19 protein-coding genes and 1 tRNA gene are annotated in these 26,540 nt (G+C 42.1%); 3 read left to right on the plus strand and 17 right to left on the minus strand.

Features of this window, described 5'->3' with window-relative positions; genetic code table 11:
• Positions 1-33: 33 nt before the first annotated feature.
• The 10 genes from QJ048_RS08355 to QJ048_RS08400 form a co-directional block, all read right to left on the minus strand.
• Positions 34-447: a GPW/gp25 family protein gene (locus QJ048_RS08355; RefSeq protein WP_282333882.1), complete on the minus strand. Its 414-nt coding sequence runs from the start codon at positions 445-447 to the stop codon at positions 34-36.
• Positions 448-451: 4 nt separating this feature from the next.
• The gene (locus QJ048_RS08360; protein WP_282333883.1) at positions 452-742 is read right to left on the minus strand and encodes a PAAR domain-containing protein; all 291 of its coding nucleotides are present in this window, start codon (positions 740-742) and stop codon (positions 452-454) included.
• 77 nt (positions 743-819) lie between these two features.
• Positions 820-2,568 carry a type VI secretion system tip protein VgrG gene (vgrG, locus tag QJ048_RS08365; protein WP_282333884.1) on the minus strand — a complete coding sequence of 583 codons (1,749 nt, stop codon included), beginning with the start codon at positions 2,566-2,568 and terminating at the stop codon, positions 820-822.
• A gap of 3 nt (positions 2,569-2,571) precedes the next feature.
• Positions 2,572-3,252 carry a CIS tube protein gene (locus tag QJ048_RS08370; protein ID WP_282333885.1) on the minus strand — a complete coding sequence of 227 codons (681 nt, stop codon included), beginning with the start codon at positions 3,250-3,252 and terminating at the stop codon, positions 2,572-2,574.
• On the minus strand, positions 3,252-3,437 hold the full coding sequence (locus QJ048_RS08375; protein WP_282333886.1) for a DUF5908 family protein: 186 nt from the start codon (positions 3,435-3,437) through the stop codon (positions 3,252-3,254). The genes QJ048_RS08370 and QJ048_RS08375 overlap by 1 nt, the downstream gene beginning before the upstream one ends.
• An 11-nt stretch (positions 3,438-3,448) precedes the next feature.
• Entirely contained in the window at positions 3,449-3,904 is a 456-nt protein-coding gene (locus QJ048_RS08380) for a phage tail protein (protein WP_282333887.1), read from the minus strand.
• Between the two features lie 2 nt (positions 3,905-3,906).
• Positions 3,907-4,338, minus strand: coding sequence for a phage tail protein (locus tag QJ048_RS08385; protein ID WP_282333888.1), 432 nt, complete (start codon positions 4,336-4,338; stop codon positions 3,907-3,909).
• 120 nt (positions 4,339-4,458) lie between these two features.
• Positions 4,459-5,979 (minus strand): phage tail sheath family protein, encoded by a 1,521-nt coding sequence (locus tag QJ048_RS08390; protein ID WP_282333889.1) that lies wholly within the window; start codon positions 5,977-5,979, stop codon positions 4,459-4,461.
• A 31-nt stretch (positions 5,980-6,010) separates the two neighbouring features.
• Positions 6,011-6,748: a hypothetical protein gene (locus QJ048_RS08395; protein WP_282333890.1), complete on the minus strand. Its 738-nt coding sequence runs from the start codon at positions 6,746-6,748 to the stop codon at positions 6,011-6,013.
• Positions 6,745-7,299 carry a Pvc16 family protein gene (locus tag QJ048_RS08400; RefSeq protein ID WP_282333891.1) on the minus strand — a complete coding sequence of 185 codons (555 nt, stop codon included), beginning with the start codon at positions 7,297-7,299 and terminating at the stop codon, positions 6,745-6,747. The genes QJ048_RS08395 and QJ048_RS08400 overlap by 4 nt, the downstream gene beginning before the upstream one ends.
• Before the next feature lie 405 nt (positions 7,300-7,704).
• Between QJ048_RS08400 and QJ048_RS08405 the strand changes: the two genes are divergently transcribed.
• A complete protein-coding gene (locus QJ048_RS08405) occupies positions 7,705-8,286 on the plus strand; it encodes a dihydrofolate reductase family protein (RefSeq protein ID WP_282333892.1) in 582 nt (193 codons plus the stop codon).
• A 297-nt stretch (positions 8,287-8,583) separates the two neighbouring features.
• Here the strand turns inward: QJ048_RS08405 and QJ048_RS08410 are convergent, their stop codons facing one another.
• The 4 genes from QJ048_RS08410 to QJ048_RS08425 form a co-directional block, all read right to left on the minus strand.
• Positions 8,584-10,554 (minus strand): OmpA family protein, encoded by a 1,971-nt coding sequence (locus QJ048_RS08410; protein WP_282333893.1) that lies wholly within the window; start codon positions 10,552-10,554, stop codon positions 8,584-8,586.
• Positions 10,555-10,604: 50 nt separating this feature from the next.
• Complete coding sequence (locus QJ048_RS08415) at positions 10,605-11,609, minus strand: PorP/SprF family type IX secretion system membrane protein (protein ID WP_282333894.1); 1,005 nt, start codon at positions 11,607-11,609, stop codon at positions 10,605-10,607.
• 436 nt (positions 11,610-12,045) lie between these two features.
• Complete coding sequence (locus tag QJ048_RS08420; protein WP_282333895.1) at positions 12,046-18,993, minus strand: T9SS type B sorting domain-containing protein; 6,948 nt, start codon at positions 18,991-18,993, stop codon at positions 12,046-12,048.
• Between the two features lie 703 nt (positions 18,994-19,696).
• On the minus strand, positions 19,697-19,948 hold the full coding sequence (locus QJ048_RS08425) for a hypothetical protein (RefSeq protein ID WP_282333896.1): 252 nt from the start codon (positions 19,946-19,948) through the stop codon (positions 19,697-19,699).
• A gap of 290 nt (positions 19,949-20,238) precedes the next feature.
• Here QJ048_RS08425 and QJ048_RS08430 point away from each other — a divergent pair, with 290 nt between their 5' ends.
• Positions 20,239-20,568: a hypothetical protein gene (locus tag QJ048_RS08430; protein ID WP_282333897.1), complete on the plus strand. Its 330-nt coding sequence runs from the start codon at positions 20,239-20,241 to the stop codon at positions 20,566-20,568.
• Between the two features lie 500 nt (positions 20,569-21,068).
• A tRNA-Arg gene (locus QJ048_RS08435) sits at positions 21,069-21,142 on the plus strand.
• Between the two features lie 308 nt (positions 21,143-21,450).
• On the opposite strand, the gene QJ048_RS08440 is transcribed toward QJ048_RS08435, so the two are convergent.
• The 3 genes from QJ048_RS08440 to QJ048_RS08450 form a co-directional block, all read right to left on the minus strand.
• Positions 21,451-22,956: an aspartyl protease family protein gene (locus QJ048_RS08440; RefSeq protein ID WP_282333898.1), complete on the minus strand. Its 1,506-nt coding sequence runs from the start codon at positions 22,954-22,956 to the stop codon at positions 21,451-21,453.
• A 151-nt stretch (positions 22,957-23,107) separates the two neighbouring features.
• The gene (locus QJ048_RS08445; protein ID WP_282333899.1) at positions 23,108-24,514 is read right to left on the minus strand and encodes a TlpA family protein disulfide reductase; all 1,407 of its coding nucleotides are present in this window, start codon (positions 24,512-24,514) and stop codon (positions 23,108-23,110) included.
• A gap of 315 nt (positions 24,515-24,829) precedes the next feature.
• Entirely contained in the window at positions 24,830-26,515 is a 1,686-nt protein-coding gene (locus QJ048_RS08450) for a S1 family peptidase (protein WP_282333900.1), read from the minus strand.
• Positions 26,516-26,540: the final 25 nt, after the last annotated feature.

The raw sequence follows: 26,540 nt of genomic DNA on the forward strand, positions 1-26,540 counted from the left end.
TTTCGTGTGCCGCAGGGCGAATGCGATTCGCCCCTACCGCAACTCAGTTGCTTCATTTTTATAAAACGGATACACAAAATTGAATCTCGAATTCGTCGCCCTTACCGTGTAATCTATGCCTATCAATATTCTCCCTTCTACTTCGTTGGTATCATCCAGTTCTATTTTGTTCACGGTAATACGTGGTTCATAATACAGTATCGCAGTGCTGATGAGATCCTTTATGTATGTTTTGAAAGTTGTCGTCAACGGTTCAAAAACCATTTCATCCAAATTGCACCCATAGTCAGGCAGCATCACTCTTTCGCCTTTCCGCGTAGAAAGCAAAATCTGAAGACTGCTGTGAATGTCGGCTTCATCGCTTAGCATTCCAACCTGCAGCGTTGCTTTGCTGAACGTTGGCGGGAATCCCCAGCCTGTTCCTAAAAATGATTTTGATATTGCCATATGCTTAACCTCCAATTAATACTGTTGGACAACCAATTATTATTGAACCGCCATGGGCTGTCATATCACCCATTCTTGCCGCGGGCATGCCGCCTATCAACACAGTCGTTGAACCCAGCACGATCGAATCGGGTGGTCCTGCACAGGTACACATGTCTCCTACGCGTGCGGCTGGCAAACCACCGATCAATACTGTCGGGCCGCCCGGTGGTAATATTGGTCCGCCTACGTGAGGCACAACACCGGTCACCATCGGGCAAACGTGCATGTCTGATATGCGGGCTGCAAAAGGCATATTGATTTAATATTTGATATTCATGGTGCGACGGGTAGAGACAAGGCAATGCCTTGTCTGTACGGGATCGCCGATTTTTAATTGATCTTTACTATCGATCCTTTTATTTCCATAATCCCACTGCTACTTACACTTGCATTGCCGCTTGCTTCAGCACTCAGCGACGCATCAGCTTTTATGGAAATGTCAGGTGCCGAAATAGAAATGGACGTCCCTGCCTTGATTGTCAGATCTGAAGCCGATTCTATTGAAATACCGCTGCTATCGATCACCATTTTATTTCCATTGTCGTCCTTCACGGTTATGCTGTTTGCATCATCATCCATTTCAAACACTCTGTTGCCAGGTGTTTCTATGTGAATGCTTTTCTTATCATCGTTAAAAATCATCCTGATGCCATTGCGGGAAACATATCCCTTCTCGGGATTGCCGTCTGAAGGTTCAATTGGTGCAGACTTTGCGCTGCTGTGCAACATGCCAAGTATCACGGGGTTTCGCGGATCATCATTCATAAATCCTACCAACACTTCGTCATCTATTTCCGGTCTGAAAAAAGTTCCGCGTTTGTCACCTGCATCAAGAGTTGCAACCCTTGCGTACACGCCATCATCCTGCTCATTCACCATTGGAAGCCGAATCTTAACACGGTATTGTCCGGCATCGTCTGTAATGCCAGTAACGATGCCTATTTGCAATCCCTGCATAGATGATGACTGACCGGTTGTCGATGCGGCGTGTCCGGGATTTACCTGCTCCGAAAAAAATTGTTCGCTCATTCCAAGCGTTGCTTCAGTGGTCCAGTCTCCATCACTGAAGTCATGTTGAATGGCGGACACAAACGCTTTACCATTGAAGTTTTTACCTACGCCGCTTAACGTAATAAAGTCGCCGGGATTCACTGTATTGATGCCCTGGTATCTTACTCTTGCTTTTATTTTAGAAAGATCCTGTCGCAACTTCTTTGCATTCACTATGTCTTGTGTTTCCTGCTCAGTAAGGGTTGCAGAAGTTCTTGTTTCTAAAGGCTGGTTGTTTACCGACGCCAATTGCGATCTGGTGAACTCTCCTTCATCAGGAGCATTGGTATCTTCACTCTCAACTATGCGCACTTGTTGATTTTCAAAATCCCAACTCATTGTTTTAACAGTAGTTGTTTGTGTACGTGCATCCATGTCTGCATAAAACTCAAGTATGTCAGCACCGTACACCAGCTCCAGTTTTGCATCCTCGTCAAGCTTCGGCTTTTTCACTGTTACTGCACCATTGTTGATCACACAGATCATGCTGTTTATATCCAACCGGCTGATCATAAAATCCCAGTCTGAAATATTGGACTGTACGAGTTGCTCATGCTGTGTTTCCGAATCATCAACATCGGTGTCTGTAATATTGTTGTCATTTAATAATTGCGTAACAACGTCACTGTCAAGTATGTCATTAAAATGCCTGTTGCTTTTATTAACCGTCATCTTAACTGTTTCATCTTTGCATTCAATAATCAACTCAGAATAATTTGTATTTACTCTTTGCGTGTTGGTTATAACGATGCCTTTAAACACGGTGGCTACGTCGCCATGATAGCCCAACTGTATTTCAATTTTTTTTCCGGGCGCAAATTCATCTGAGTCACTCAGCTCAAATGTTTCCCTTGCCGCGTCTCCATCGAAGAAATTCAGCGAAGCACGCGGAATTTTATTGATGGCATTGTTGATGGTCAGCTTTGCAAGATGATATTCCTGCGACACGGCATTGCCTTCGATGAGGATGGTGAATGAAACCACATCGGGGTTATGCACAGTTGGTACTATTCGTGTTTCTGTAGGCATGATCTATTTTAGTGGCGGAAAAAACATTTTTGTTCCTGTGGGTACGTTTCTAAAACTATCAAGTCCGTTGAAAGCGGCCACATCTAAATAATACTGCTGGTCGTTGTAAATCTTTTTCGTCATCAATGGCAATTTATCAGAAGCTGTAACTGTTCTTTCATGTGTAATATCAGGGCTCATGGGGTTTTCAAGCGCCACACGCAAAGTCTCTTCTATACTGCCCCTGAAAGAACATTTTGCTACAGCTCTTATCGGAGAGCCGTCTGGCTTAAACAGTTTAAATTCTATATCCATTGAAGTAAGCACTCCTTTGAAGAGCAATGTTCCCCAATGAATTTTTAAATAATAAGGTCTGTGCACTTCACCCTGGTATTGCATTATCTGGCGCCTGAAAATTTCCAGCTGATCAGATACCGGTATTGGCGGAGTGAGTATATTGGTTATGGTATTTGTACTATCAAAAAGAAAATCAAAATTGAATTCCTGCGGCGGTATTCTATTAAACCTCAGTGACACCGCAGATGTGCCCTGGCCCTGTGTGTCAGAGAATTCAACCCTGTATCTGTATGTATAAGTTTCCGGGTTAATGAGCGCAAAAAATGGCGGCGCCGCAATAGTATTGTATTCGGGATCGCTATAGGAAAGTATATATAGCTTTTCGAGTTGTCCAGCATCAATTGACATTAGCGTTCAGTTTGTTGACGAAGTATTTTTAAAACTTCTTCTGTTACTTCTTTCACGATTTCTTTTTTCAATTTCGAAATATCTGCGGGCGCAATCTCACCAACCATATTTGTTGGATTGGCAGGCCCTGATTGATTCGCGCCAATTACTGACTTTACCGTGAGTTCTCTTATCTCGACTGGCATACTCTTATTTTTTAGGCGGATGCTATAATATTGAAATATTGATACGATAATGTGATAGACTCAACAACGATCGCACTATCCTGTGCATTCAATCCTGACACTGACCATTTTTTTGGTATGGCATTTATTACATACCAAGACATAATGGGAGCATGTTGTTCATTCAATAATGAAATGTGAAGATTCGCCGGTGCAAACGAAAAACTTTCGAAGGCATCTCTGCACCATTTTATCACAGGCGACCCAATGTACATTGCACGTTTCAGTGTTATGTCTGCATAGCGTGTGCGTTTAGGCAACTGCCAGGTAAACCTGTTTTCGCCGCCCTCTGTAAAACTTTCCATTTCCATTTCTACATCTAATCCCGTTACTTCCTGGAAGCGTGTATCATCGTTCTGCGGGCTAAGTTCAAAGGTTACCAAAAAATGAAACCCAACGTGAGGATAGTTTTTATTTGGATCTGCCATCACTATTCGTTTTGTATCGTTAGTCCTTCATGTGCAATTTCAAGTGTTTCAATTGCCACATCATTTCCATCAGCTTTCAGATCCGTTGAAGTGATTTTTGTTGGCCAAGCATTTTTGATCTTCCAGACTACAACAGGAGCATGGGTTTCATCAAGCAGGCTAATCGTAATATCACGTCTTTCAACTTTGTTCATGTTGATGGTATTGAACCAGGCATAGAAATCATTGTCAGATTTAAAGATGCCACGCTTCAATGTAATGTTGCTGAATTTCCGTTGTCCCGGCATTTTTATTTTATGAAATTCAGGGCTTGCACCATCGCGGTATTCAATCACTTCATTGGTGATATCTAAACCACTTGCTTCCGTAAAGCCGATCTTAGTGCCTCCCCATTGCACCTGGAAATGAAATTTGGGAAGTGGGTAATTAGCCATAAAAGACTTTTAGTATTGTTTAAAAATGCGAAACCATGCTAAGTCAAAAGTCAAAAGTCAAAAGTCAAAATGCTGCAATGCTGAAAGTATTTTTACTTTTGACTTTTTACTTTTGACTTATTATGAAGTTTGTTGTATTTGTGTAAACCGAAGAATGATAAACTCTGCGGGTCTCACAGGGGCCATGCCTATTTCAACGATCAGTTTACCATTGAGTATGTCGTCAAATGTCATCGTCAAACCCAATCCCACTCTCACGTAGAACGCCTGCTCCGGCTTTGCTCCTGCGAGTGCTCCCTGCCTCCATAGATTTGTAAGATAGTTTTCAATCATCGAGCGAACACGCACCCATGTATTTGCATCGTTAGGTTCAAACACAAAAGTAAATGCAGCAAGCTTCACTGATTTTTCCACCATAATAAAGAAGCGACGCACAGAAACATATCGCCAGTTATTATCGTTACCGAGCAATGTTCTTCCACCCCAAACCAAGGTTCCTTTTCCGGTAAACGTGCGAATGGCGTTGATTGATTTTCCTGACAACGGATCGATGTTCATGTTTGCCTGCATCTCATCAGATATCTTACAGGCAGGTCCTGTAATGGCACTCACACCAACGTTTGCAGGCGCTTTCCATATACCTCTGGTTGCATCAACCGCCGCATATATACCGGCCATCGCAGGCGATGGAGGCATTACCATCGGAAACTGATTGTTCAGCACATTCTTCACTCTGTTGTACAATCCAATGTTTCCGGTAGTGGTGTTATTGAGATCAGAAAGTTTTTTGCCATCAAAATCCCCTGCTGCTGCTGCGCCTCCATTCTTGCTTACCTGTTGTGCAATGGCTGTCTGTGTTTCATCAATACTATAGGAATAGCTTGTAACAAGATTGGGAAAATAAGCCGCACCGTAGTTCAAACTTTCTGTTATTGTAGGATTGATGTTGTCGCGAAAATCTTTTGTCGCCGCATTCAAATCCGCAGCAGTCTTAACGTCCACGCCTGTGTCATACAGATCCATTATGCAAAACCTGTCCTGCAAATTCACATCGGCACAAAGATTCAGTGCGCTATTTTGTAAAGTATAATAATCAGCCTTTGCCATTTTTTGCCCTTCGGGAAAAATAATCAGCGTAATGTCGTCCTGTTTCTTCACTGCTTCCAGTCCCGCAGCAAATTCAGTCTTTCCCGGATCAAGCGGATCGCCGATCGTAGCTTTGTATGGCCCGATTGACACGATGTAGCAGGTACCGCCTCCATTGGCATAAAAAAATCTCACTGCATCATGCATGTTGTGATTGGACGGTTTGCCAGTGAAAGAAGGAGTTATTGTTTCTTTCTGTAACACATCATTGGCATCGGTCCACTGATCAATGGTAACTGTTATACCGGTTTCCACCTGTGCCTTGCCATAGAAGGTTTCATAATCCAGCAACGATGATATCTGTGTCGGAATATTTGTAAGATTGTTGCCACTGCCATCGATGGGCAATGTTTTGTCATTCGGATTCAACGCAATCTGCGTGTATCCTATAAAAGCAGGTATAGTGTCAACCTGTGCGATCGCCGGCGGAAATGCATCTATCTCTGTAACATACACTCCGGGAGTTTTGAGAGCTGATTCGTTTATTAAAGACATAGCATTTGAGTTTTATAACGAACAATGATGTTTAAAATTTGCTTTCGAATTTTATACTGAACACAGGTGCGGGATCGAATAATTTTTCACTTACATCAAACAAATTGTAGATATTGTTTGATGTGCCGTTGTTGTACATATCTATAACGCCAAAACATTTATCACCAGCATTTACAGCCGTTGCATCCTGCAGATCAGCATTGTTTACCACTTGTTCCACTGCCTGCAATTGCTTCCAATGGCTTCCATCAGAGATGGCTATGTTATCAGCTGCTTTCACCGAGACCAGCGATGCGTATAAGTTCCCGCCGTCCTGTACAACTGTTCCTGTGTTGTAATCTTTTGCAGCAACATGAGTTTCAACGGGTGCACTTAGAAATACATTTCCGCCGCTTGTATTGTTTACTTTGTTAGTAAATTGATAAACATTTTTACCGCCTGCTGCGGTTACATATGTTCGTCCAAAGAAATCATCTTTGCTTTTTAATAAGAAGCGCAACATGATATCTCCGTCAATTTTTATAGAAGGAATTTTCGGTTCGGGTGTTGGAGGGTTAAACATCGAACACTGCATGAAACATGTCAGTGTATTGGTATAAAAGAGATAATTCATTTTGTAATTCGCAAAAATCTTTTTCGTCCGGTCATCAGGAACAATGGCAATGGCGTCCGCAAAGAAATTTTCTTTGGGCGTCTGAAACCCGCTGTGTATAAACCTTATACTGAACAGCGGCCTGAATACCAGATCAACTGAATCTATTAACATCATTCAATTTTATAGTAATCGGTTTGTATTTCTTTAATCAATGGACCAGGTGTTTCTGACACATAATCTATGGTTACCATTCTCATTCTGTACACAACAGAGGGATAATATTTTCCTCCCAGCACTGACCATATTTCATGTAACTGTTGCAGGTTAAGACTTACCATGTCGAGTATCAACTTTTCAATATTCGGATCGAGCGCGGGTGTATTAAGATGATCAAAAACATTTTTCTTTTGAAAAACACCAATGATTTGCTGCAGGTCCTGCAATGAAAGGCCATAGCCGCTTGCGGGCCTTACCGATGTAAATAATAATGTGAGGTATAAATGAACAGCAGGATTTTTTAAAATGATGCCACCGTCTTTTCTTATAAAATTATTCGGGTCACGGGAAATTCTGTTTTCCTCTATATTGATGAGAGAAATAAAGATGTCGGTGTTCATGATGTTATTGTTAACATCACTCACGATCTCACTGATATTACCGAAGTCTGCATTAACGGAATTGGCAACAAGCTCCTGACGTATGATATCAATTGCCTGAAATATCATTGGTAAGAATTTAATGGTACAATCTATTTGGTAAAGACAAGGCATTGCCTTGTCTTTGCGGGAACGGAATAATACTGACACAGACAAGGCAATGCCTTGTCTCTACTATCAAATCACATCACTATAAAAAATTAGAAGAGGGTTAAGCTGGTTGCTCAAAGGGGAATGACTATGCAGGCATCAAGGTAGAAACTATATTTTAAATTTGCAATAGACGGCTGCAACCCTTGAAAATATTAGTTATCAACATTGATCAACTTTTTTTCTAATCTTGTCATGATGTGTTGTTACCGATTGGCATATAATTAGTGCATTAGTATATAAACCAGAGGACACATCAATTGTCGACAAACAAATACCGTAAGGAAACATCAAGCGGTAATCTTAATGTCAAAACATACAACCATGCGAAAATTAATTGCGATCGTACAAACATCTTTTGATGGTTTCGTTGCGGGACCAAATGGTGAGTTTACAAATTTCATTGGCGATGAAGAGAATCTTGCATTTGTATGCAGCCTGATTGAAAGTGCCGATACGATGTTATTTGGAAGAAAGTCATGGCAATTACTGGAGAGCAACTGGCCAACCGCAGCAGACAAGCCGGGCGCCACGCAATACGAAATCAAGTATTCCAACTGGTACAACGGTGTACCTAAATATGTTTTGTCGGGAACAATACAAACTTCGAATGATGACAACACAATTGTGATTCGTGATAATGCCGCGGAAAAAATAAAATCACTCAAGCAACAAGACGGCAAAAGCATTTACATTTTTGGCAGTCCCACAGTAGTACATTTTCTTTTACAGGAGAATCTGCTTGATGGCATTTGGCTCATTATGCATCCGGTGTTTTTTGGCAAAGGCATTCCGATGCACAGAGATTTGAACAAAGTGATCAAGCTTAATCTTGCTTCTACAAAACATTTGTCGAGTGGAACATTTTGTTTGAATTATGCTGTAGAGAAGGGAGTGAACAGTTAGTAGTTTTAAATGCAATGTTGTTTAGTTAAACTGTTTGAAGAATTAAAAGAATGTTGCTTGTCATCCCGACGAAGGAGGGATCTGTGTCTAACACTAGCGAACACTATGCGTAAACAATCACGCAGATCCCTCCTTCGTCGGGATGACAAGCAGTCTTTCCTTATTGTCGCGAGCACCACTTAATTGAAAAGTGCCTAATTAAACGACATTAACTCCTAACTCCTAATTCCTAAAAAAAAGCCGCTCCATGAATGAAGCGGCGCGTATTTGTTAATCACCGAATAAAAAAACAACTTCTTAATTATTTAAGACTTTATATTCAGTTCTTCTGTTTTTAGCGCGGCCCTCCGGCGTTTCATTTGTATCAACAGGCATTGTATCTGCATAGCCTTTGTATTTCAAACGTTTTGCATCGATACCTTGCGACACTAAGTAGTCAACAACATGTTTCGCACGTTCAGTTGAAAGTTTTTGATTGACTGCTTTCGTACCTGTATTATCAGTATGACCTTCAATCTCAATAGTCATCGCCGGGTTATCTTTCATCATTTTTACCAATGCATTCATCGCAGGTTTTGATTCATCCAAAATGATAGACTTGTTGATCTCGTAGTACATGTGATCAACAACAACAACGTCACCAACAGCAGGGGCAGCTTTTACAAGACACAATGCCGGCGCATTCATCATTTCCATCTCTTCATCTTGTGGAGGAGCTATGCCCAACGTATTGCTCTGGTAACCATCAGTAGATGCGGATACTTTCACTGGTTGATAATCATCCATTGTAAAGCTATAGCTTCCGTCTGCTCCTGTTGAAAGATTTGCGATCACTTTGTCGCCTGCCATTACCTGTACTTTAGCACCTGCCAATGGCGTGCTGCCATCACAGGCTACTACTTTACCCGCGACTTTTTTTGCAGGCATTTGTTTTTGCAGGCTAAACATATCGAGGCAGCATTCAGATGATCTGTCGGAACTGAACACAACGTCAGACAACATATTTTTTGATGTGCCTTTGCTTGCAAAGTAGATATCATCTTTCTCTGAGTTTACCGGATAACCAAGGTTCTTTACGGTGGCCCATCCGTTGCCAACGCCACCTTTTGCCTGGTACAGGTCAAAGCCTCCCATTCCTACTCTGCCATTGCTTGCAAACACGAGTGTCTGTGAAGCGGCGTGATAGTATGGCGCTTGCTCATCTGCCGGTGTATTGATGACAGAGCCCATGTTCTTAGGCTGACCAACTTTGCCATTTGCGATTGGTGCAAACCAAATATCGAAACCACCTATTCCGCCTGTGCGGTCGCTGGCAAACAATAAATATTTGCCATCAGCAGTTACAAATGGTTGCTGGTTGTTGCTGCCCGCTGCATTGATTGATCCTTCAAGTGCAGTTGGTTCGCTCCACCCTTTTTCTGTTTTTGTGGCCTGGTATAGAGAAGCTGTTTTTTTACCTTCTTTTGTCATTGTCCATCTTGTGAGGTAAATGGTCTTGCCGTCTGGCGCAACGGCTGCCACGCCCTGATGTACATCTGAAGGTTGTGGAATGTCTATTTTGTTGATGGTCGTATTGCCATTCACTGTTGCTTCATACAAGTGGTTGATATAAGCAGGAGATTTCGCACTGCTGTCAACTCTTGTAGAGGTAAAGATCATGGTGTTGGCACCGGTCAGCACCGGAGCATAGTTAGCGCCGGGAGTGTTGATATTATCCTGTTTTTTTACTGTATACAGCGACAGATCTTTTTTATGCAACTCCTGCTGGATGAACTGCAGATTTTCAATTTCTCTTTTTGCAGCAACAGTATAACTGTCGTTTGCTTTATAGCTGCTTAAAAATTCTGTGAATGCTTTTTGCGCGTCTGCATATTTACCAAGACTTCTGAGTGTTACAGCATATTGGTATTTGGCAAGCGGATACTGCTCTGCGCTGTAACCTGATGCTTCCTGGTAGAAATTTTCCGCCTTGGTGTAGTTGTTCAGCTGGCGATAACTTTCAGCTGCACCGTAAACGGCCTGCTGGTGCGTATCTCCACCTGCTGTCTTTGTTTTCGTTTTATTTTGTGCGTTGCCGGCATACGGATCGTATGTTCCGGTTTTGCTTTTACCGCCAATGCCAAGGTACATTTCATAGTACTTTGCTGCAGAAGCGTAGTCTGATTTTTTATAGTAGCTGTTGGCTGCTTTCAGGTAGTTGTACACATACTGTGAATGTGCGTATGTAGCCCCCATTAGTATTGCCGCTGATAAAAATATTTTTTTCATCTGGAGTGATGTTGACTTTTTGGTTTTAGATCGGGTTTTACTTTTAGTGATTACAATCTTGGACAGATGAATTTCACTTCCGGTGTTTTCTCTGCTTTCTTAAAGATGTAAGTCAATGACAACTCAAAACTGTTGCTGCCTTTTGCCATCTTACCAAGATCAGAGGTATTGATATCATAGCTGGCACCGATGAGGAAGTCTTTAACATACACGCCCAGATATGGAGAGATCGCATCTTTAATGCGGTAGTTTGCGCCCAGCATAAAGTCTGCGTCTTCTGCCACGTTCAGTTGCAAATATGCTCCTACCATTTTTTCTTCTGCTGATCCCTGGCGCATGTACAAAATGTTTGGAGTAATGCTTGCCACTTCATTCAGCATAATTCTCAAACCTGCATGGCCCGTATATCTCACAGGTATCTTCGCATCTCCGGTTGCACTGAACTGGTCAGTTGGGCGGGTGATGTGTGAAGCAGAAATACCCGCAAACAAGTTTGCTTTTTTACCTGGTTGCGCATCATAGTACATTGCACCAACACCTGCATCGAAAGAAGTAGCGCTGGTTTTGCTTAATGATTCGCCAGAGCCTGCTCCGGGATTGTAGCCGGTTGAAGGGTTCCACTGCTCACCGAATGACATTTTGCTTATATCAAAGCGGCGCTGGATCATACCGAGCTGAAAGCCCAGGTTCAGTCGTTTATAACCATCTGCACCAAAGCGTATTCCTGAGTAAGCCATGCTTGCATATGCAGTTGTGTAATTAAAGCCGCCGTCACCTGCACGCTGGTTGAGCACGCTCAGGCCAAAGGCTGCATTTTTGTTGGTATTAAAATCGGCAGACACGCCGGGTGTCTGATAGGGAGAAGCGATATTGCCCCACTGGTTGCGATAGATCGCAGATACTCTTGCGCTACCGTCAAACACGCCTGTTAACGCAGGGTTCAACCAGGAAGGATAAACGTAGTACTGGGTATAGTGCGGGTCCTGTGCTTTCGCAGTTCCCATTCCTGCCAGTAGCAGCAGGCCCATTGCAGTTATTTTTGTTATGCGCTTCATTTGATAGTTATGGTTTTTTGCTTTGAGTTGTTTGTTGTTTTTAGTTATCAGTTGTTTATTGTTAGAAGTATCTGCTAATTCTGCTACTCTAACAACCAATCACCAACAACTAACTAAAATTGCAGCGGGTTTGGGCTGGACTAAAATTTGGTTTGCTGTTAACACCTGGCTTTTCGTTTTTGGACCTAAACATCACAGGCATTATAATTTCCCCTCACCCGCCGCATTTTAAACTAGATAATGCTTGTAACAATTCCTGCCTCCCGCTTCTTTTCCGTTTTTATTATTACAGAGCTCTTCACTATGGATATTTCTTTTTGTTTTCTGTTTCAGAAAAACACCTGGTTTTCCAAACTGTCTTTTACTTTCCCGGCCGGCCAGGAGGTCCACCATTTTCAGATGGACCTTCGCCAACGGGCAGTGTTTATCTTAAATATTATCTGAGTAAGTTGATGCTTCCTTTTTTCTCAACAACCTCTCCACTGGTCAAAACAATTCTGCACACATACATGTACACGCCTGATGGCTGCGGCTTTCCGCCTAATGTGCCATCCCATCCACTGGCCATGTTTGTTGTTTCAAATATTTTTTGACCCCACTGGTTGAAGATCATCATCTTCATTTCCGTCACGTTGCTGGCGTATATTTTAAACTGATCGTTGTGACCATCGCCGTTTGGTGTAAAGCTGTTTGGTATGAAGACATTGTCGCAATAGTTCACTGCAATTTTCTGACTGGTACTATCGAAGCAACCATCATTTGCAATTTCCATCAGTCCTACGTTGAACGAACCTGTCTGGTTCCATTTCTTGGTTGGGTTCTTAATGTTTGCGGTTGTATTGTCACCGAAGTTCCAGCTCCAGCGATCGAATGCAGCGCCATTAGACACCGTACCTTTTTCTGTAAACTGTGCGGTAGTGAATATGCAATTATCGTATACTACAGAGAAGTTAGCATCCGGAGCTTGTTTCACCACCACAGGCACACCACCGGTAACTGTTTGATCACAGCTAAGTGGGTTGGATGCAGCATATGTTACACTCACCGGAATGGTATCATTGCCTGTCGTAGCGAATGATACCGGCTGATTCAAAGTGTACTCATAATAATCCTGTGAGTTCATTTCTACTGTATCTACTGCTACAGGATTGTTTACCGTTACATCTGTTGATGGAGTAGCACCCGGAGCTGCGCTCAGTTTCCATGTTATGCTCTTCGCTGCAACTGGCAGGTAGATAGTTGGTTTAAACGTTGTACCCGCGCAAGTGTAAGCACTTCTTGTACCTATGTTATTGTAAACGTTGTTGTAGTAACCATTCACATTTACTCTTGGTACCTGGTAGCCTACATTATAAAGGTATGCGGCACTGCCGTTTGGCATGTGATCTATCGCTGTAAAGTTGCTATCACAAGTGATCACAGAGAACCCGGCGCCTGCAGGGAAGCTTTTCATCACAACTGTGTAACCTGCATTTTGCGGATGTACGTAAGTGGAATCGAATGTACCGCTTCCATCAATTTTAAAGGAAGACAGTGCTTTGGTTGGAACTATCGCAGTGATGTAACTTAAGTCAAATACTTTTCTGTAAGCCACCGCATTTTTTACTCCAAGTCCAATAGGTGTCAGGTAGGTCATCGCTCCACCCGTTCCTGGGTTAGAATACGCCTCGTTTCCGCAGGCATTAATAGTAGCACTACCAGCAAACGTCATATTCTGAGAAACCGTTATAGGCTTATTTGCTTCAATATATTGAGGAATGTTCGATGAAAACTGATAGAATGTATTGTTTCTTAAACCGCTCAATACCGATCCATTCACCTTCACTACAGTTGCTGGATCCTTTACCATTACACGATATAGGGTGTACAACAACTGACTCTTACTGTTTCTTGTTGCCAGTGGAGCGGTAAGGAATTTTTTGCCCCATGCCTGCATCGGAAAGCTTTGCTGGTAGATGTATCTTTCTATTTGTACCTGGTCTTCATTGCATAAGATATTCGTTCCGCTGCTACCATTGAACACTGCAACCGGCATACATTTTCCTGCTGAGTTAGGTAAGGAAACAACTGTTGTTCCTGTTAAATCAACACTCTCATAACTGAAACTGCCAGTAGTACCAGTTATCGAGTGTATTTTGATGTATGCACCCAATATTTGATAAGCTTGTCCCCTGTTAAGTGTAACCTGGAATGGCACACCTGCTGCCTGGCCACCCACTGTTGCGCCAGACGGCGTAATTTGCACCACTGTATTATCATTGTCGGCAATAACAGTTACCCAGGAAGTTCCCATGTAATTAAGATCAGGTTTTATAGAGCTATATTGGGCTGTGCCTAAAGTTTTGTACTCTTTAGCATAAGTACCTGTCGGCTGTATTGTTGCCGTTGAATAAGCGGTTGAAGTATTAAGATCTAATGTTGTTGCCACGGTAATCGGATCCTTACTTTCAACCAGTACCGCACGATTAGACAATCCTTCTGTGATCATGCGAGCGTCCATTGCGCCCCATTTCGGCACTTCGTCTGTTAACACCGTACCACCTGCAGGTATTGAGTAGGTTTTACTGTACCCAGTTCCATGGACAGTTACTGTTGCTTGTGTCGCTACTGTCGAGGCAAGAATAAATTTAAACGTCTGGTTGTTTTGTTGCAGCATATTACCGTTAGAAGGGTAAGGTGCCCAAAAACGAGTTCCTGTATTAGAACTATCCGGCGTTGTTGTGTACACAGGTTGTACCGGTATCTTGCCATCGGTCATCCCTGTAAACTTGTCCAGCAATGTTAAAGCCGTGTCTGAATAAATATTGTTGAATGAATCAATAGCACTTGCGCCACTTACCACCCAGGTGTTGGATGCATTTGTTTGTCCTGTTTTAATTCCGGACTTGCTAGGAAGATTTCTCATCCACGAGTCGATAAAGTTCTGCTGCATTTTGTATTTGAAAGGACCGCTGCCTGTAACATTTGCAGCAACATAGTAATACATAGATTGCGTTGTTGGGTTCAGGCCTGCAGGTATTCTGCCACTGTAACGTTTCAATGAAATTGCTGTAGGCACTGCCGCTGAAGGATCCCATGTAATTCTTGTTACAGTATCCGTTCCGAAAGAGAACGACTGTGTAATTCCGGGTGCAGGAGTTGCCGGCGTAGCAACCAGATCAGGAGGCGCTACAGTTGGGTCAAACTCATATGCACCAATATCCGGAACACCATCTGTTAATAAAACAGGGCGTGCATTACCGTTAATATCTACATTGTTTCCTGCTATCTGAACACCGCGTCCCTGCATCGACCATGAGGCTGGATCAGAAGCAAGCGGTTGAAGGTTAGCCGTACTTGTAAACGCAGGGTTGTAAACAAGGGAATTGTAATCTGATGCATACAGTTTTCTCCATGACGCAAGATCCGGATAATCTGTGCCGATTGGGTATTGCCTCACAAGCATCGGACCGCCGGTATACATCAAATTATAGTCTACGTTCATCATTCCACAGGAAGCATTTTGGTAGTAGATAGCAGGACCAGCTCCTCTATTCACTATGATGTTGTTAAGCACATTTGTGTTCCCACCATAGTTAAATTGCGGGTGATCTGCCCACAACGCCACATTAAAGCCACCTCCGGGTGCAGTATTCAACAATGAGTTGTTGTAATAGTTTGTGTATATCCCGTTTTGACTAAACAGAGCCACACAGATTGCACTATTGGTTGCGCCTGAAACGCTTGATGACACACTGATTTCATTATTAATGAAATCAGTATAACTTCCAGGCACAGCTGTTGTTCCAGTATTGTACAAACCTACCGTTTGGTTGGTTAAACCTGTAAGACCATAAATTTTATTGTTCATGACCTTACCGTGGGCATTAGGAGTTCCATTATTGCCTGTCATGTATATGCCGTAAATATAACCGGTGTTGTTTTCAAGAGTAATATAGTTACCCGTAATTACATTGGCACTGTCACAGTTGTTCATGTAAATGCCAGACGTAGCTGGAGCTGTGCCAATACCGGCGTTAGCAGTTTTTACGGGAATAGTATTGTTAACAATTCTAATACTGCTTGCATTGGAAGCATAAATGCTCTGTTGATAACAGCTGTCGAACAGGTTACCTTCTATCACATCATTTTGAGAGAAGAAAACCGTTGATACAGGAAACGGGGAACTCAAGCCGCTAATGTATATACCCCGGGCTCCTTTATGAAAGGTATTTCCTTTGATCACCAGTTTTCCACCTGTATAGTTTGTTCCGGCATATATACCTGTAACGTCAGTTTGACCATTAAAATAACTGGCAGGCGGTTTTACAGAATTTACCACGCAATTCACAATGCTGTCATTTGATGCGATATTCATCAGATCAAATGCCCTTGCGTACACTGCGTTGGTGGCAGATACTGTAAGATTTTTGAACGTGACATTGCTTGCGCTGTCCAATTGCACTGTATAGTTATTGTTACCGTCCGGTGCGTTGTACGTCAATTCAGTGCCTGCGGGGTTTCCGCTTTCACTTTGGAAGGTAACGGTATTTACTGCAGAGCTGTTGCCAATTACGCCAATTCTGATATGGTCGTTGTACACGCCTGGTTTTGCTTTGAACACTACCGGGCCTGCAATACCGCAACTGATAGCAGATGCAGCATCTTTAAATGAATTAAAGTTTTTCGTACCTACAGGATCGGTCGCCTGCGTCTGGTCGATCGTATATGTACCCGCAGGGAAATAACCGCCGATCACAATTTGTATAGGAACAGTATATTGAGGCGTACCACCGTTACAAGCCACTGCAGCACGATAATATATTGTATTATTGCCCGCATTGAATGTATATGGCGGCGCAACTAATGGTGTCGATAAATTTGACCATGTACCTGCAACGCTGGTAGCTGTTTGCCACTGATAAGTTAACCCTAAACCAACATCATTATTTTTCAGGTTCAAAATAACTGACTTGCCTACGCAGGTTGCGTAACCAACGTTTGCAAATGCATCACCCGGAAGGAATGATGTGGTACAACCCGGCAGGTTATATTCAACAGCGCCTACATCCGGCGTCTTCGTATCTCTTGCTGCGCTGGCGATATCATCAAGCGTAACAACAGGTGTACCTTTGTTCATCATCGCAGCTGATGTTGGTGTTAGGTCCCCTGTTGAAAGATTTTTGAAAGCCGGATCAACAGCAACAGACGTAGTATCGAATTTTGTAGCTTTTTGCCAATCGGCCAGTGTAGCGAAAGCCGTATTGTTATAATACCCCGTGCTGTATGTAGGATGTCCGTTGCTGAAATAGTTATTGTAGTTTATGGTAAATAATGACAGCGTGCTGGATGCCATACACATGCCATATTTCAGCGCCGTTCCGCCACGCACGATAGAGAAAATATTATTTTTTATATCTACAAAGGCAACCTGGTTAGTCGCATAAAAGCCATAGGTCTGGACAGTTGCGGCAGTATTTATGTCATCAATCACCACTGTGTTGTAGTAGTAGTTAGCATAGCTTGAACCACTGTTTGCCAAACCATAAATGGTACCCAAACATTTAATGTCGTAAATCTCATTATTGGATGCCACGTTCTCAGAGCCGGCAAAACCATTGGCAGTACTAAAGTATATGCCATAAAAACTTCCATTGAAAGTGTAACTGGCATTGAACATCGCATGTATCTTATTCTTGGAAATAAAATTGGCAACGTTTGTACCGGTTAAGTAAACACCCATAAGTGAACCGCCTGTGGTTGAGCGTAAAGGTCTTGAGAAATCATTGCCTTCAACCCTCGTCATCAGGTTATTGCTCATATAGATACCGTAAGCTCCAAAGTCCTGTATCGTGTTATTGAGAACCTGGTTTCTATTGACAGGATAGTCCGCTCCAGTACTTGTACCGCCCATAATAGAAATAGCGTATTGCCCTCCCTTGATGGTATTGTTTCTGATTGAATTGCTGTCACAATTCGAACCATTTGAAGCCGGGCTAGTGCCTCCACTCATCACAATACCTGCATAGTTGTTTGATTGTACAGGATCAACAGTAATATTACATCTGCTGATCGTATTGGAATCGGCATCGTTGGTCAGATGGACACCCCAACCAAATTGTGAAGCGGTGTTTCCAAGTGCGGTGATATTAAGGTTGTCAATAATCACGTGATGTGCGCCGTTCAATCTGATCACCGGCGCTGTTGCATTAGTGGCAGCCAGGTAGTTAATTGTAGCACCATTACCATTGAACGTGATCGTGTTTGTTGCAGAGGTTCCAAAAACGCTGTTTATAATAAGCTGCTCATTGTATGGAGTACCAGTATTTACCACGTTAAATACAACAGGTCCGCTAATGCCGCATTTGATATTATTGTATGCATCATTAAATGATTTGAACGGCCCTGTTACCGGCGTTGTTGGCAAAGAATTATTAATAACGAATGTTCCCTGCACACCTCCAATTCTGTTCACCAGCACACTTGGGGAGTAGGCAGTTTGACGGCTAAGCATACAAGAGTCCATTTGCCTGTAATAGGTGGAAGGAGCTAACGGAGTAGTGGCAGCCAGCGTAGTAGTAAGCACATCTGTTGTTGCGCCTGAAATATTATTCCACGTAACGTTATTTGTAGAATATTGCCACTGAGTAACCAAACCTATGGTTGCAGGATGTACCGCAGTTAGGGTAAAGTTGTCGGTCGGGCAAACCTGTGACTGGTTTGAACTAACGGTTCCAGGATCCGGAGCACCATTACAATCAGGAGGAGCTGCTGTCCAGGTGAATGTAATATTCGGCCTTGTAGTAGCAGTACCTAATTCGGTTGTTGTACCAATTGTACAAAAGTTGGTAATATCATTCGCGCCATAGGTATGCGATGCATTAAATGACAAACCCGTTGTCCATGCCACGGTAGCATTAGCTGTTTCATTATTACTAATACCAGTGCCTCCGTTAACGCAAATTTCAACCAGAAGGTTGCTTGTTCCATTCCAGAAAAATTTGTTCGTGAACGGGTATGAGTTTACGCCCGTTGTAGGCGTAAGATTCGAATTGGAGTAAAGTACCGCCGGAGAGTTTTCCCAGGTAGTAGATTGAAGGGAGTTCACACTTGTTGTGTCCATCTTCAGGGAATATTGGCGGAGACCACTGGCATTGTTCACGCTCACTACGTTGTACTTTAAACCGGTAATATAACCCCGCGTAAGCCCTGCGGCCTGCAATTCGCTTGCACGAAACAGGTATTGCGATCTACTTCCCTCAACGGCACCCGGCAAGGGCGACGGATAGGTTGTACCGCCGTTTCCTACAGAGCCGGTACCAACGGTAAAGTCCTGGGCGGAAAGGCGTGACGCAATAGTAAGAAGAAAGAAGACACAAAAGAGGAATGCATGCTTTGTTCTCATTGCAATTATGATTGGTTTTGGTGTTTATGGATCATCTGGCAGTTAAACAGTGTTTATCCAAAAACTCACATGTGTTGTCTGCACTTTATCAGACTATTTTTTCTGCTCCTTGTAAAAATACTATTGTGATTTTTTGATTGTTTGAGCATAAATGCGCAAAAAAATAACCGAGTAGAAACACCTAGGAGAGTGGAAAATTGAAAATTGAAAGCGGAGAGTTGATAGCTGTTAATTGTTAAAAGGAACGCGGGTTAACGTCATTGTTCAGTTATTCAAGCACTCAAATATTCATTTCTTTAATCATAAAAAACACGCTGCGGTACGTCATTGCGAGACCCTGGGAGACCGCACGGTTGGATGATGAAAGCAATTACAAATAGCGGCGAGCGGGGCGAAGCAATCCCCTGCAAGTCGCGAATGGAGGTTGCTTCGGCCGCTGGTCTTATTTTGACCTGTCATTAATTAGCCGAGCATTTCTCCTTCGTTCGCAGGCCTCGCAATGACGCGCTGGCTTTATGCAGTTTATTCAGTCAGTTACCGGCATAAAAAAAGGCCTGTATAAAACAGACCTTAAGTTTGTCACTATTAACAATGATACTAATGGCTAATTCAAAAGGTAAAAGTAAAAAGGTAGATGGTTTTATGCGCTACCTTTCATAACGTATCGGGAACCCTCTTTTTTGAATTTTTATTTTTTACTTTATCAACTAACATGTTCCGCGGCTTTTTCAGCCTTGGTATCTTTTGTCGGTTTCGCCGCCTTCTTCACTTTTTTGGGTTTGGGATCTTTTGCGCCGGCGGCGAGGATCTTACTGGCTTTTTTTACGTGGCGGTTAAATTTCTTCTCTCCTACTTTAGACTTTAAGTCTTCAAAGGTCGAAAACAGTTTATCTTCAATCTGAGTACGTAGCGTTTTTTTCGCGCTCTTTTCGGTGGTAAGATTCTTTTTTGACATTACTAATTTTTTTAATTAAAAAGTCGCTCTACTCAAATTTAATAATTTGATAATATTGGCAATGTTAAGTTTTTAAAACATTCGGATTCATTATTTTTTTTATACTTCGCTGTCTTTTAAGGCATTATTTTTAATCTCAACCGCCTCCGGGATGGCAAAAACAAACTACGCAGCATTGGCAGCCAAAAGTTTTAACACGTAATGTTTTCTTAACACGAAATCTGTTGTGCCATCCCTGAAAAATGTCTACTTTTTTCGCTGATTTTCTAACCATAAACCGCGTTAGTGTTATGTCAGTAAATAAAAAAGAATTCGACAACTTTTTGAAACAGGAACCATGGGCAATGGACAACTCTGAACTTGTATTCGGACGTTCCCTTGGAAGATACACTGCCATCAATGGTATTGTACATCTCTATGCGAGTTTGGAACAACATACTGACGGCTACTACCAAATTTTTAACGACCCTAACGGTAATACTCACCTGCAAATTGATATCGCAGGCAATAAAAAAGAAGGCATCGTTCAATCCCCCGGAGAAATTGTTTTGCTGGATGAAAATGGAGAAAGCAAAGTTTTAATTCCGAAGAAAGAATTTTTTATCCCGCAGGCGGAGTAATGAGCCCGCAGATGACGCCGATTTGACTGATTTGCACAGATTTTCTGATGCAGACTTTGCAACACTTTAAAGGTGCGACAGATTTTCATGATTGTCACAATCTTCCATGATCATTAAGTAGTAGATCGTAACAAATCATCAAATCTGCCTGCCCGACTAAAGTCATTAGGCAGGCGCTCCTTCTTATCCTCAATTTTCAATTCATTGTTGGCTCTTACTTCTTATTAGACTTAATAAAATATAACAAAAAAACACTGGGCACGCAGATAACACTGATTTGGCGGGTCTACGCGGATTTTTTCCTACTACCAGGGACCATTGCCTGATAGAACCTTGGGGAAAAGTAAAGAAAATCGTGATGGCAAACCCGTATAACACACAATAGGATGAGGATAATGACGCAGGTCCAACAAATTGTGGTTCAATTATTTTAAAAAAATGCGGAAATATTTTGGCAAATCAATATCGGCGTCTTATTTTTGCAACCCCGTTGAGGGAATGGCCCTGTAGCTCAATTGAATAGAGCATTTGACTACGGATCAAAAGGTTTCAGGTTTGAATCCTGACAGGGTCACGAAATAGGGTTTCGAAACCAGCTAAAAGCCAGCAAAGTATTGATTTTGCTGGCTTTTTTGTTTTTAGGCATATCAAAAAAGTACAAAAGAAATCAATATTCTGGTGAACAAAATTTTTCCCAAATTTTGTTCACTGGAAAATGAAAAAAAGCCCATTCAGCAAGGATTACGGCGGAAAAAAGTTTACCAAAATACGCCCCGCTTTCACCTGGTTTTCCCCTTCTTTTTCAGTCTGTGAGTGAACATTTTTTAACCAATCAAAAAAACGAAAAACGTGGACAGAAAACACAGTTTTGCACTTTAATGCTTACAACTGCAGACTTTGCACACTATCCCGCCTTTGCAACTGTAACGTATAGCCTTTTTCCGGGGCAGACAACAACAGGTTTATTTTTTCCGGATTAGTGACCAACTGCGCGGCCTCAAGGTTGTTAATTGAAACCACAACATCTCCTCTCAGGATTTTCTGCGCCATGTTTTCGTTTGTCACCGATTCAACTACTAATTGCTCTTTCTCATTGAATGTAAAATAAACGCCGTTGAGTACGAAATCGTATGGCAGCCCACTGGCTTTGTTGGGCGTAAAATGAACGAGTTGTCTTCCTAAATCGAGCGTAAAATTAAACCTGTGCAACATTTTAATCCCTAGCGAGCCGGCCCTGTCACCGGCCCATTTTTCGTCGCCGGTTTCGTAGACCTGTAACACGCCAGGAAAATGCTTCAGTTCCAAGGAGCCTAGGTTCAACTTATCAAAATCACCGGTTACTGAAGTGGAGGCATGCCCCAGGCTAACTGTAGTGCCGCTGCTGTAAGGCAAAAAACCACTGGTGAGCAGCTGGTGATTTTCGACAAATGGCCCAAATCCAACAAGGTAGTAGCCGGCGCCGGTGTCGAAAACGAAATCTGCCCCTGCTTCCTGTGTTCCAACTTTTAGAATACCCGGAACAACCGGTACACCATTAGCAAGCCTTACCGCCACCGTGGTCCCTTCTTTTTCAAAAGCATAGTTACCGAAGTTGTATAATTCTATAACCATCTTGTCGAAATCCACTTTAGTGATAAAACGGCGGGCAAGCGTATTGCCCAAAATACCATCCAGACCGCCGCCGATGCTTTCAAAAAGAGCAATATTGTTTTTAGGTATCGTTAGTGTATCTAAGTGCAGTGTATTGTCCGAAGAAATAGACACCTCCATGCTAGCGCCTACCACTGAAGTATTTTGTCTGCGACTCTTTACCAGGCCCAGCGAATCAGCTACAGATTTTTTCAGTGCCATACCATCGGCGCCGGTATCAAACATCAGCCTCAGCGGGCGACTGCTTTGATTCAGCCGGGCCGTTACCACAATAAACCCGTTTACCATTTGAAATGGAATGCGGGCTTTAAGTATTGAACGCTGATATTTATCAACGCCACACAATTGATCGAAAAGGTCAACGTATAGCAACTCATTTCTATCGTTCAACCAAGCGGCCGTTTCAATGGATTTTCCCTCGCTGAAACCTTGTAAAACCATGCGTTTTTTTTCGCCTGACGTTACCATCGTTTTCAAGCGAAGCGAATCGAGGGAAAAGTGTTCTGCTATGTTTTGCAGCACACCCTCAGCAGAAGGGCGACTATACACTCCTACAGAAAAGTCGGAAGCAAGAAATAGCCTGTAAACGCTTGCATCTCTGGTTTGAAACGAACGGTTCAGCGCAGACACCAATGAATCCGGTATAAACGTTTTTTGTGCGCTGCCAACACTTGTTAAGACGGCGAGTGCTACAAATAAAAGCAGGAACATTTTCCTGCGGAACAGATGTACCAACATATATTCTTCTTCAAAATGATAGAAATATTTTTCTGAAATTGCCCAGGCGGAGTAAAAGGCTTGCTTCGACCAACAACTCAGGTGAATTGTTAGTCAAAGCAAGCCTTTTATCTTTAGGAACAGTTTACACTATTAGAGAATCGTGCAATAATTATTTTGCAGCGTTATCTTTTTTGTCGTCGCCGCCAATAGCCGCCATAAGCATTTTTTTCAGGTCAGGATTGGAAGGTCTTGGCGCACTGGCTGTAATTAATTTGCCATCTGCATCAATCAAAATGAAACGCGGAATGGCTGCAATAGAATAAAATTCCATTAAATCTTGCTTTCCACCTGTATTCAATTGAACACCACCCAATGCATTTTTTTGAACATAGTCCAGCCACACTTGCTTTTGATTGGCACCGTCTGTAGAAATACTCACAAACTCTACAGGCGCATTCGCTGCTTTCATTTCGTCTTCCAACTTCTTCATGAAAGGCATTTCCGCTTTACAAGGTGCGCACCAGGTAGCCCAAATATCAACTACCACTATTTTACCTTTTAAATCGCTGAGGGAAACTTTTTTTCCTAAACTATTTTCGTATTCGAAATTGTAAGCGTAGCTGCCTTTGGAAAACGTACTCACTTTTTTCAGTTGATCAAAATATTTGGCCTTTGCAACCGGTGTTAAAAGATATTTTTTATATTGGTCAGTGGCCGCAGTGAAATCGTTGTACGTTCTAAACAAAGCAAGGCTATGGGCAAGGACAATCCCTTTTAAGGTATCATTGTCCGTTATATTTATTTCATCTTTTAAAATTGACGAAGTAGTCGGTTTTGTATTTGCGTATTTTTTTTCATAATAGGCATACTTAACGACGCTGAAAATATGCATATAATCCGCCGCATTACCGAATTGCAAAATGGATGTCGAGGAGAAAGTTGTATTTTTTATTATAGCATCATAAAATGCAGGATATTGTTCTCTTTCCGGTCTTGCAGGTTTTGGCATGACTAAAATAGCAATGGGCCACACATTCATGTCCCAATCAACCATACTTTTCATGAATGCATTGAACTTGGTATTCTTAGTTGCTATTTGTTTTTTAAATGTTTCTGCCTGAGGCATCAACTTTTGATAGGATGCAAAAAAAGTTGGATACTGGGTAGTATCACGTGCGGCTTTTGCTACCGGGGCAGCCAATTCGTTCCACTTTGCCAACACTGTCATTTCGGGAGAACCGGAAATAACTTCGTATGCTTCTTTATCTTTAAACTTGATTGTCACATTATCGCCCGGTTTCAAATAAAATCTTGAACTGTACCAGGTATACACGGTATCGCATATATAATAAAGACCTTCTTCGCAATTGGGAATGGCGAATGCAAAATTTCCATCTTTGTTTAGGTAGGATACGGCAATTTTTTCCTTAGCACCTTCTTTTACAGCAAATAACTCCAACGGCGTCTTTATATCGCGGGCGTTCTCCCCTTGAATAATTGCTGTTGTATTTTTTTGTGCCAATGCACCGGACATTAGTCCGATAACAAAGCAGATAACAATCGTGATCTTTTTCATACTCTTTTAAAATTTGTATTTTTTGTTGAAAATTTTAAATGCGCCTGCTTCTCAATAAAAGGTGTTGCTATTGTTTCGGCTGACACTTAATTTTTTAATGGTTTATTTCTTGTCAGATATTTTTTTCAATTCCGCAAATGGCCCATGCTTCTGCCCCATCAGGTTGCGTTACAACTGGCACCGCCTTTTAAATCAGATCCATTCCAACATTCTGATAATTTATATTAGGCACTGTAGTTGTAAGCGGCTGGCACGATGGGTTTGTGGTTGCCAGATTAGAATTGTGGATCAAAAAACATGGTTGTCTATTATCCATTATTGTATCGCATTCATCACGAATACCTCTACTACTTTCGCAGGAATAGTCAAGCTGGTAGTACGGCTATATCGGGCAATATTAACGCCATAAAACACGCCGTCAGTGCCATACAAAGGACCGCCACAATCTGCAGGAGCTAAATTCCCATCATGAAGTAATACTTTTTGAAAATTATCTATCCTTTGGCTTCTACCTTCCGGGAAAAGGTCCTTAACACTATTTTGCGGCACATAATAACGTTTCAGAGGAAGCTCTTTTGTATAAATATTCCCTGTGCTTTTTTTATACTGAACGGATACTGTCTGGTTGTAATCATATTTAGATAACTCACTGGTGATGTCTTTCAGTTTCAGTATTGGTTTGTTATTGATGCTCATCAATTGGTCATGGGAAGCAATACCATCCCTTGCTCTTGTTGTGTCTCTTGTCTTTTCCTTCGCTACTTCAGCATATACCTCAGCTGCTACCATCAGATGATCATCGGTACGAGCCAATGCTTTAAACCCTAAATAATAGTCAGGCAATTTAGGGATTGACAGAAATCCATTACTAATAACACTAACGATACCATCGCTTTGTGGCTTTGGAGAAATTAAAAAGTTACCATAATCTTTGAATGTAACTGTATCTGCTCTCTTTTGAAGATTAACACCATCTGATATTTCCTGAGAAATTTCCAATAAAGCCAGATCCGTATTTTCATCGCGACGAACCACTTTGGCACGCAAGAATTGCCCTGAAGGCAATTCAACCATTGGGTATTGACCAATCATAGAGTTCTTGGTAACAAGAAAACTCTTGCCGGTTATTCTTGATACAGGAGCTATTCCCTTCAGGTTAATCAATGTCCCATTGATAACAAGCGTAGGAGAAACTGAATCCTTTACTGCAAATACCGTTTTTTGAAATGCTGCATCTTGTGTTTTAAAACCAGCAATCATATTGTTCAGTCCTGGAACTGGGTTCAATGCTGCACTTTTTTTACCTGACGCAAATGTATCTTCATCCAGAAATGCCAAATGCTTTTGAGGTACTTGCAATGTCGTCCAGTACTTCCTAAAAACATCTATGGGCGCATCAAAATTCTCGCCAATTGCGTTTGTAATTTTGCTATGAATACCAATCACACGCCCCTCCAAATCGAACGTAGGTCCACCGGAGTCTCCGGGTTCCATCTTACAGGTTGTTTGAAGGTCTTGTGTTCCTCTGTCCTTTGGATCAACCACATATCCAAACCTGATAGAAGGTTGACTATGCTCTAAAGACCCGGGATAGGCGATACTGATACAAGGAACTCCTTTTTCGAGTAAAGAAGACCACCCCATTTTCGCAACAGGCCACTTCCCTTTATCGGTAATTAAAATCATCGCTGCATCCGCAAAAGGAATAGAACCTAAGCCCTTCCCCTTAACCTGACGCCCATCCGGAAAAGTTATCAAAAAAATTTCGTCCGGATTAACAGCATGCTCAGCGCTAAGAATAATCCCTTTGGCATCCACCACTACTCCGGTAAAATTGCCTCCTATTACCTGCATATCAGCATTACAATTATTAATACGCACCGTTGCAGCATAGGCATCTTTAATAGCTTGCTTCACTTCTTTCTGCAATACATCATTGGTTTGAGCATGCAGCACTCCCAAAACAGGCACAAAAGCTAATAATAAAAATATCTTTTTCATAAAACTTAATACATCTTAATCAATA

Origin of the sequence: Pinibacter soli (assembly GCF_029961145.1) — a bacterium.
Classification (GTDB): Bacteria; Bacteroidota; Bacteroidia; order Chitinophagales; family Chitinophagaceae; genus Pinibacter; species Pinibacter soli.

Coding starts and splice junctions, on each gene's coding strand:
- QJ048_RS08420 (WP_282333895.1), bottom strand. CDS start 18,993: ATGAGAACAAAGCATGCATTCCTCTTTTGTGTCTTCTTTCTTCTTACT.
- QJ048_RS08415 (WP_282333894.1), bottom strand. CDS start 11,609: ATGAAGCGCATAACAAAAATAACTGCAATGGGCCTGCTGCTACTGGCA.
- QJ048_RS08375 (WP_282333886.1), bottom strand. CDS start 3,437: ATGCCAGTCGAGATAAGAGAACTCACGGTAAAGTCAGTAATTGGCGCG.
- QJ048_RS08425 (WP_282333896.1), bottom strand. CDS start 19,948: ATGTCAAAAAAGAATCTTACCACCGAAAAGAGCGCGAAAAAAACGCTA.
- QJ048_RS08395 (WP_282333890.1), bottom strand. CDS start 6,748: ATGATGTTAATAGATTCAGTTGATCTGGTATTCAGGCCGCTGTTCAGT.
- vgrG (WP_282333884.1), bottom strand. CDS start 2,568: ATGCCTACAGAAACACGAATAGTACCAACTGTGCATAACCCCGATGTG.
- QJ048_RS08355 (WP_282333882.1), bottom strand. CDS start 447: ATGGCAATATCAAAATCATTTTTAGGAACAGGCTGGGGATTCCCGCCA.
- QJ048_RS08400 (WP_282333891.1), bottom strand. CDS start 7,299: ATGATATTTCAGGCAATTGATATCATACGTCAGGAGCTTGTTGCCAAT.
- QJ048_RS08360 (WP_282333883.1), bottom strand. CDS start 742: ATGCCTTTTGCAGCCCGCATATCAGACATGCACGTTTGCCCGATGGTG.
- QJ048_RS08380 (WP_282333887.1), bottom strand. CDS start 3,904: ATGGCAGATCCAAATAAAAACTATCCTCACGTTGGGTTTCATTTTTTG.
- QJ048_RS08410 (WP_282333893.1), bottom strand. CDS start 10,554: ATGAAAAAAATATTTTTATCAGCGGCAATACTAATGGGGGCTACATAC.
- QJ048_RS08390 (WP_282333889.1), bottom strand. CDS start 5,979: ATGTCTTTAATAAACGAATCAGCTCTCAAAACTCCCGGAGTGTATGTT.
- QJ048_RS08370 (WP_282333885.1), bottom strand. CDS start 3,252: ATGTCAATTGATGCTGGACAACTCGAAAAGCTATATATACTTTCCTAT.
- QJ048_RS08445 (WP_282333899.1), bottom strand. CDS start 24,514: ATGAAAAAGATCACGATTGTTATCTGCTTTGTTATCGGACTAATGTCC.
- QJ048_RS08405 (WP_282333892.1), top strand. CDS start 7,705: ATGCGAAAATTAATTGCGATCGTACAAACATCTTTTGATGGTTTCGTT.
- QJ048_RS08385 (WP_282333888.1), bottom strand. CDS start 4,338: ATGGCTAATTACCCACTTCCCAAATTTCATTTCCAGGTGCAATGGGGA.
- QJ048_RS08440 (WP_282333898.1), bottom strand. CDS start 22,956: ATGTTGGTACATCTGTTCCGCAGGAAAATGTTCCTGCTTTTATTTGTA.
- QJ048_RS08430 (WP_282333897.1), top strand. CDS start 20,239: ATGTCAGTAAATAAAAAAGAATTCGACAACTTTTTGAAACAGGAACCA.
- QJ048_RS08450 (WP_282333900.1), bottom strand. CDS start 26,515: ATGAAAAAGATATTTTTATTATTAGCTTTTGTGCCTGTTTTGGGAGTG.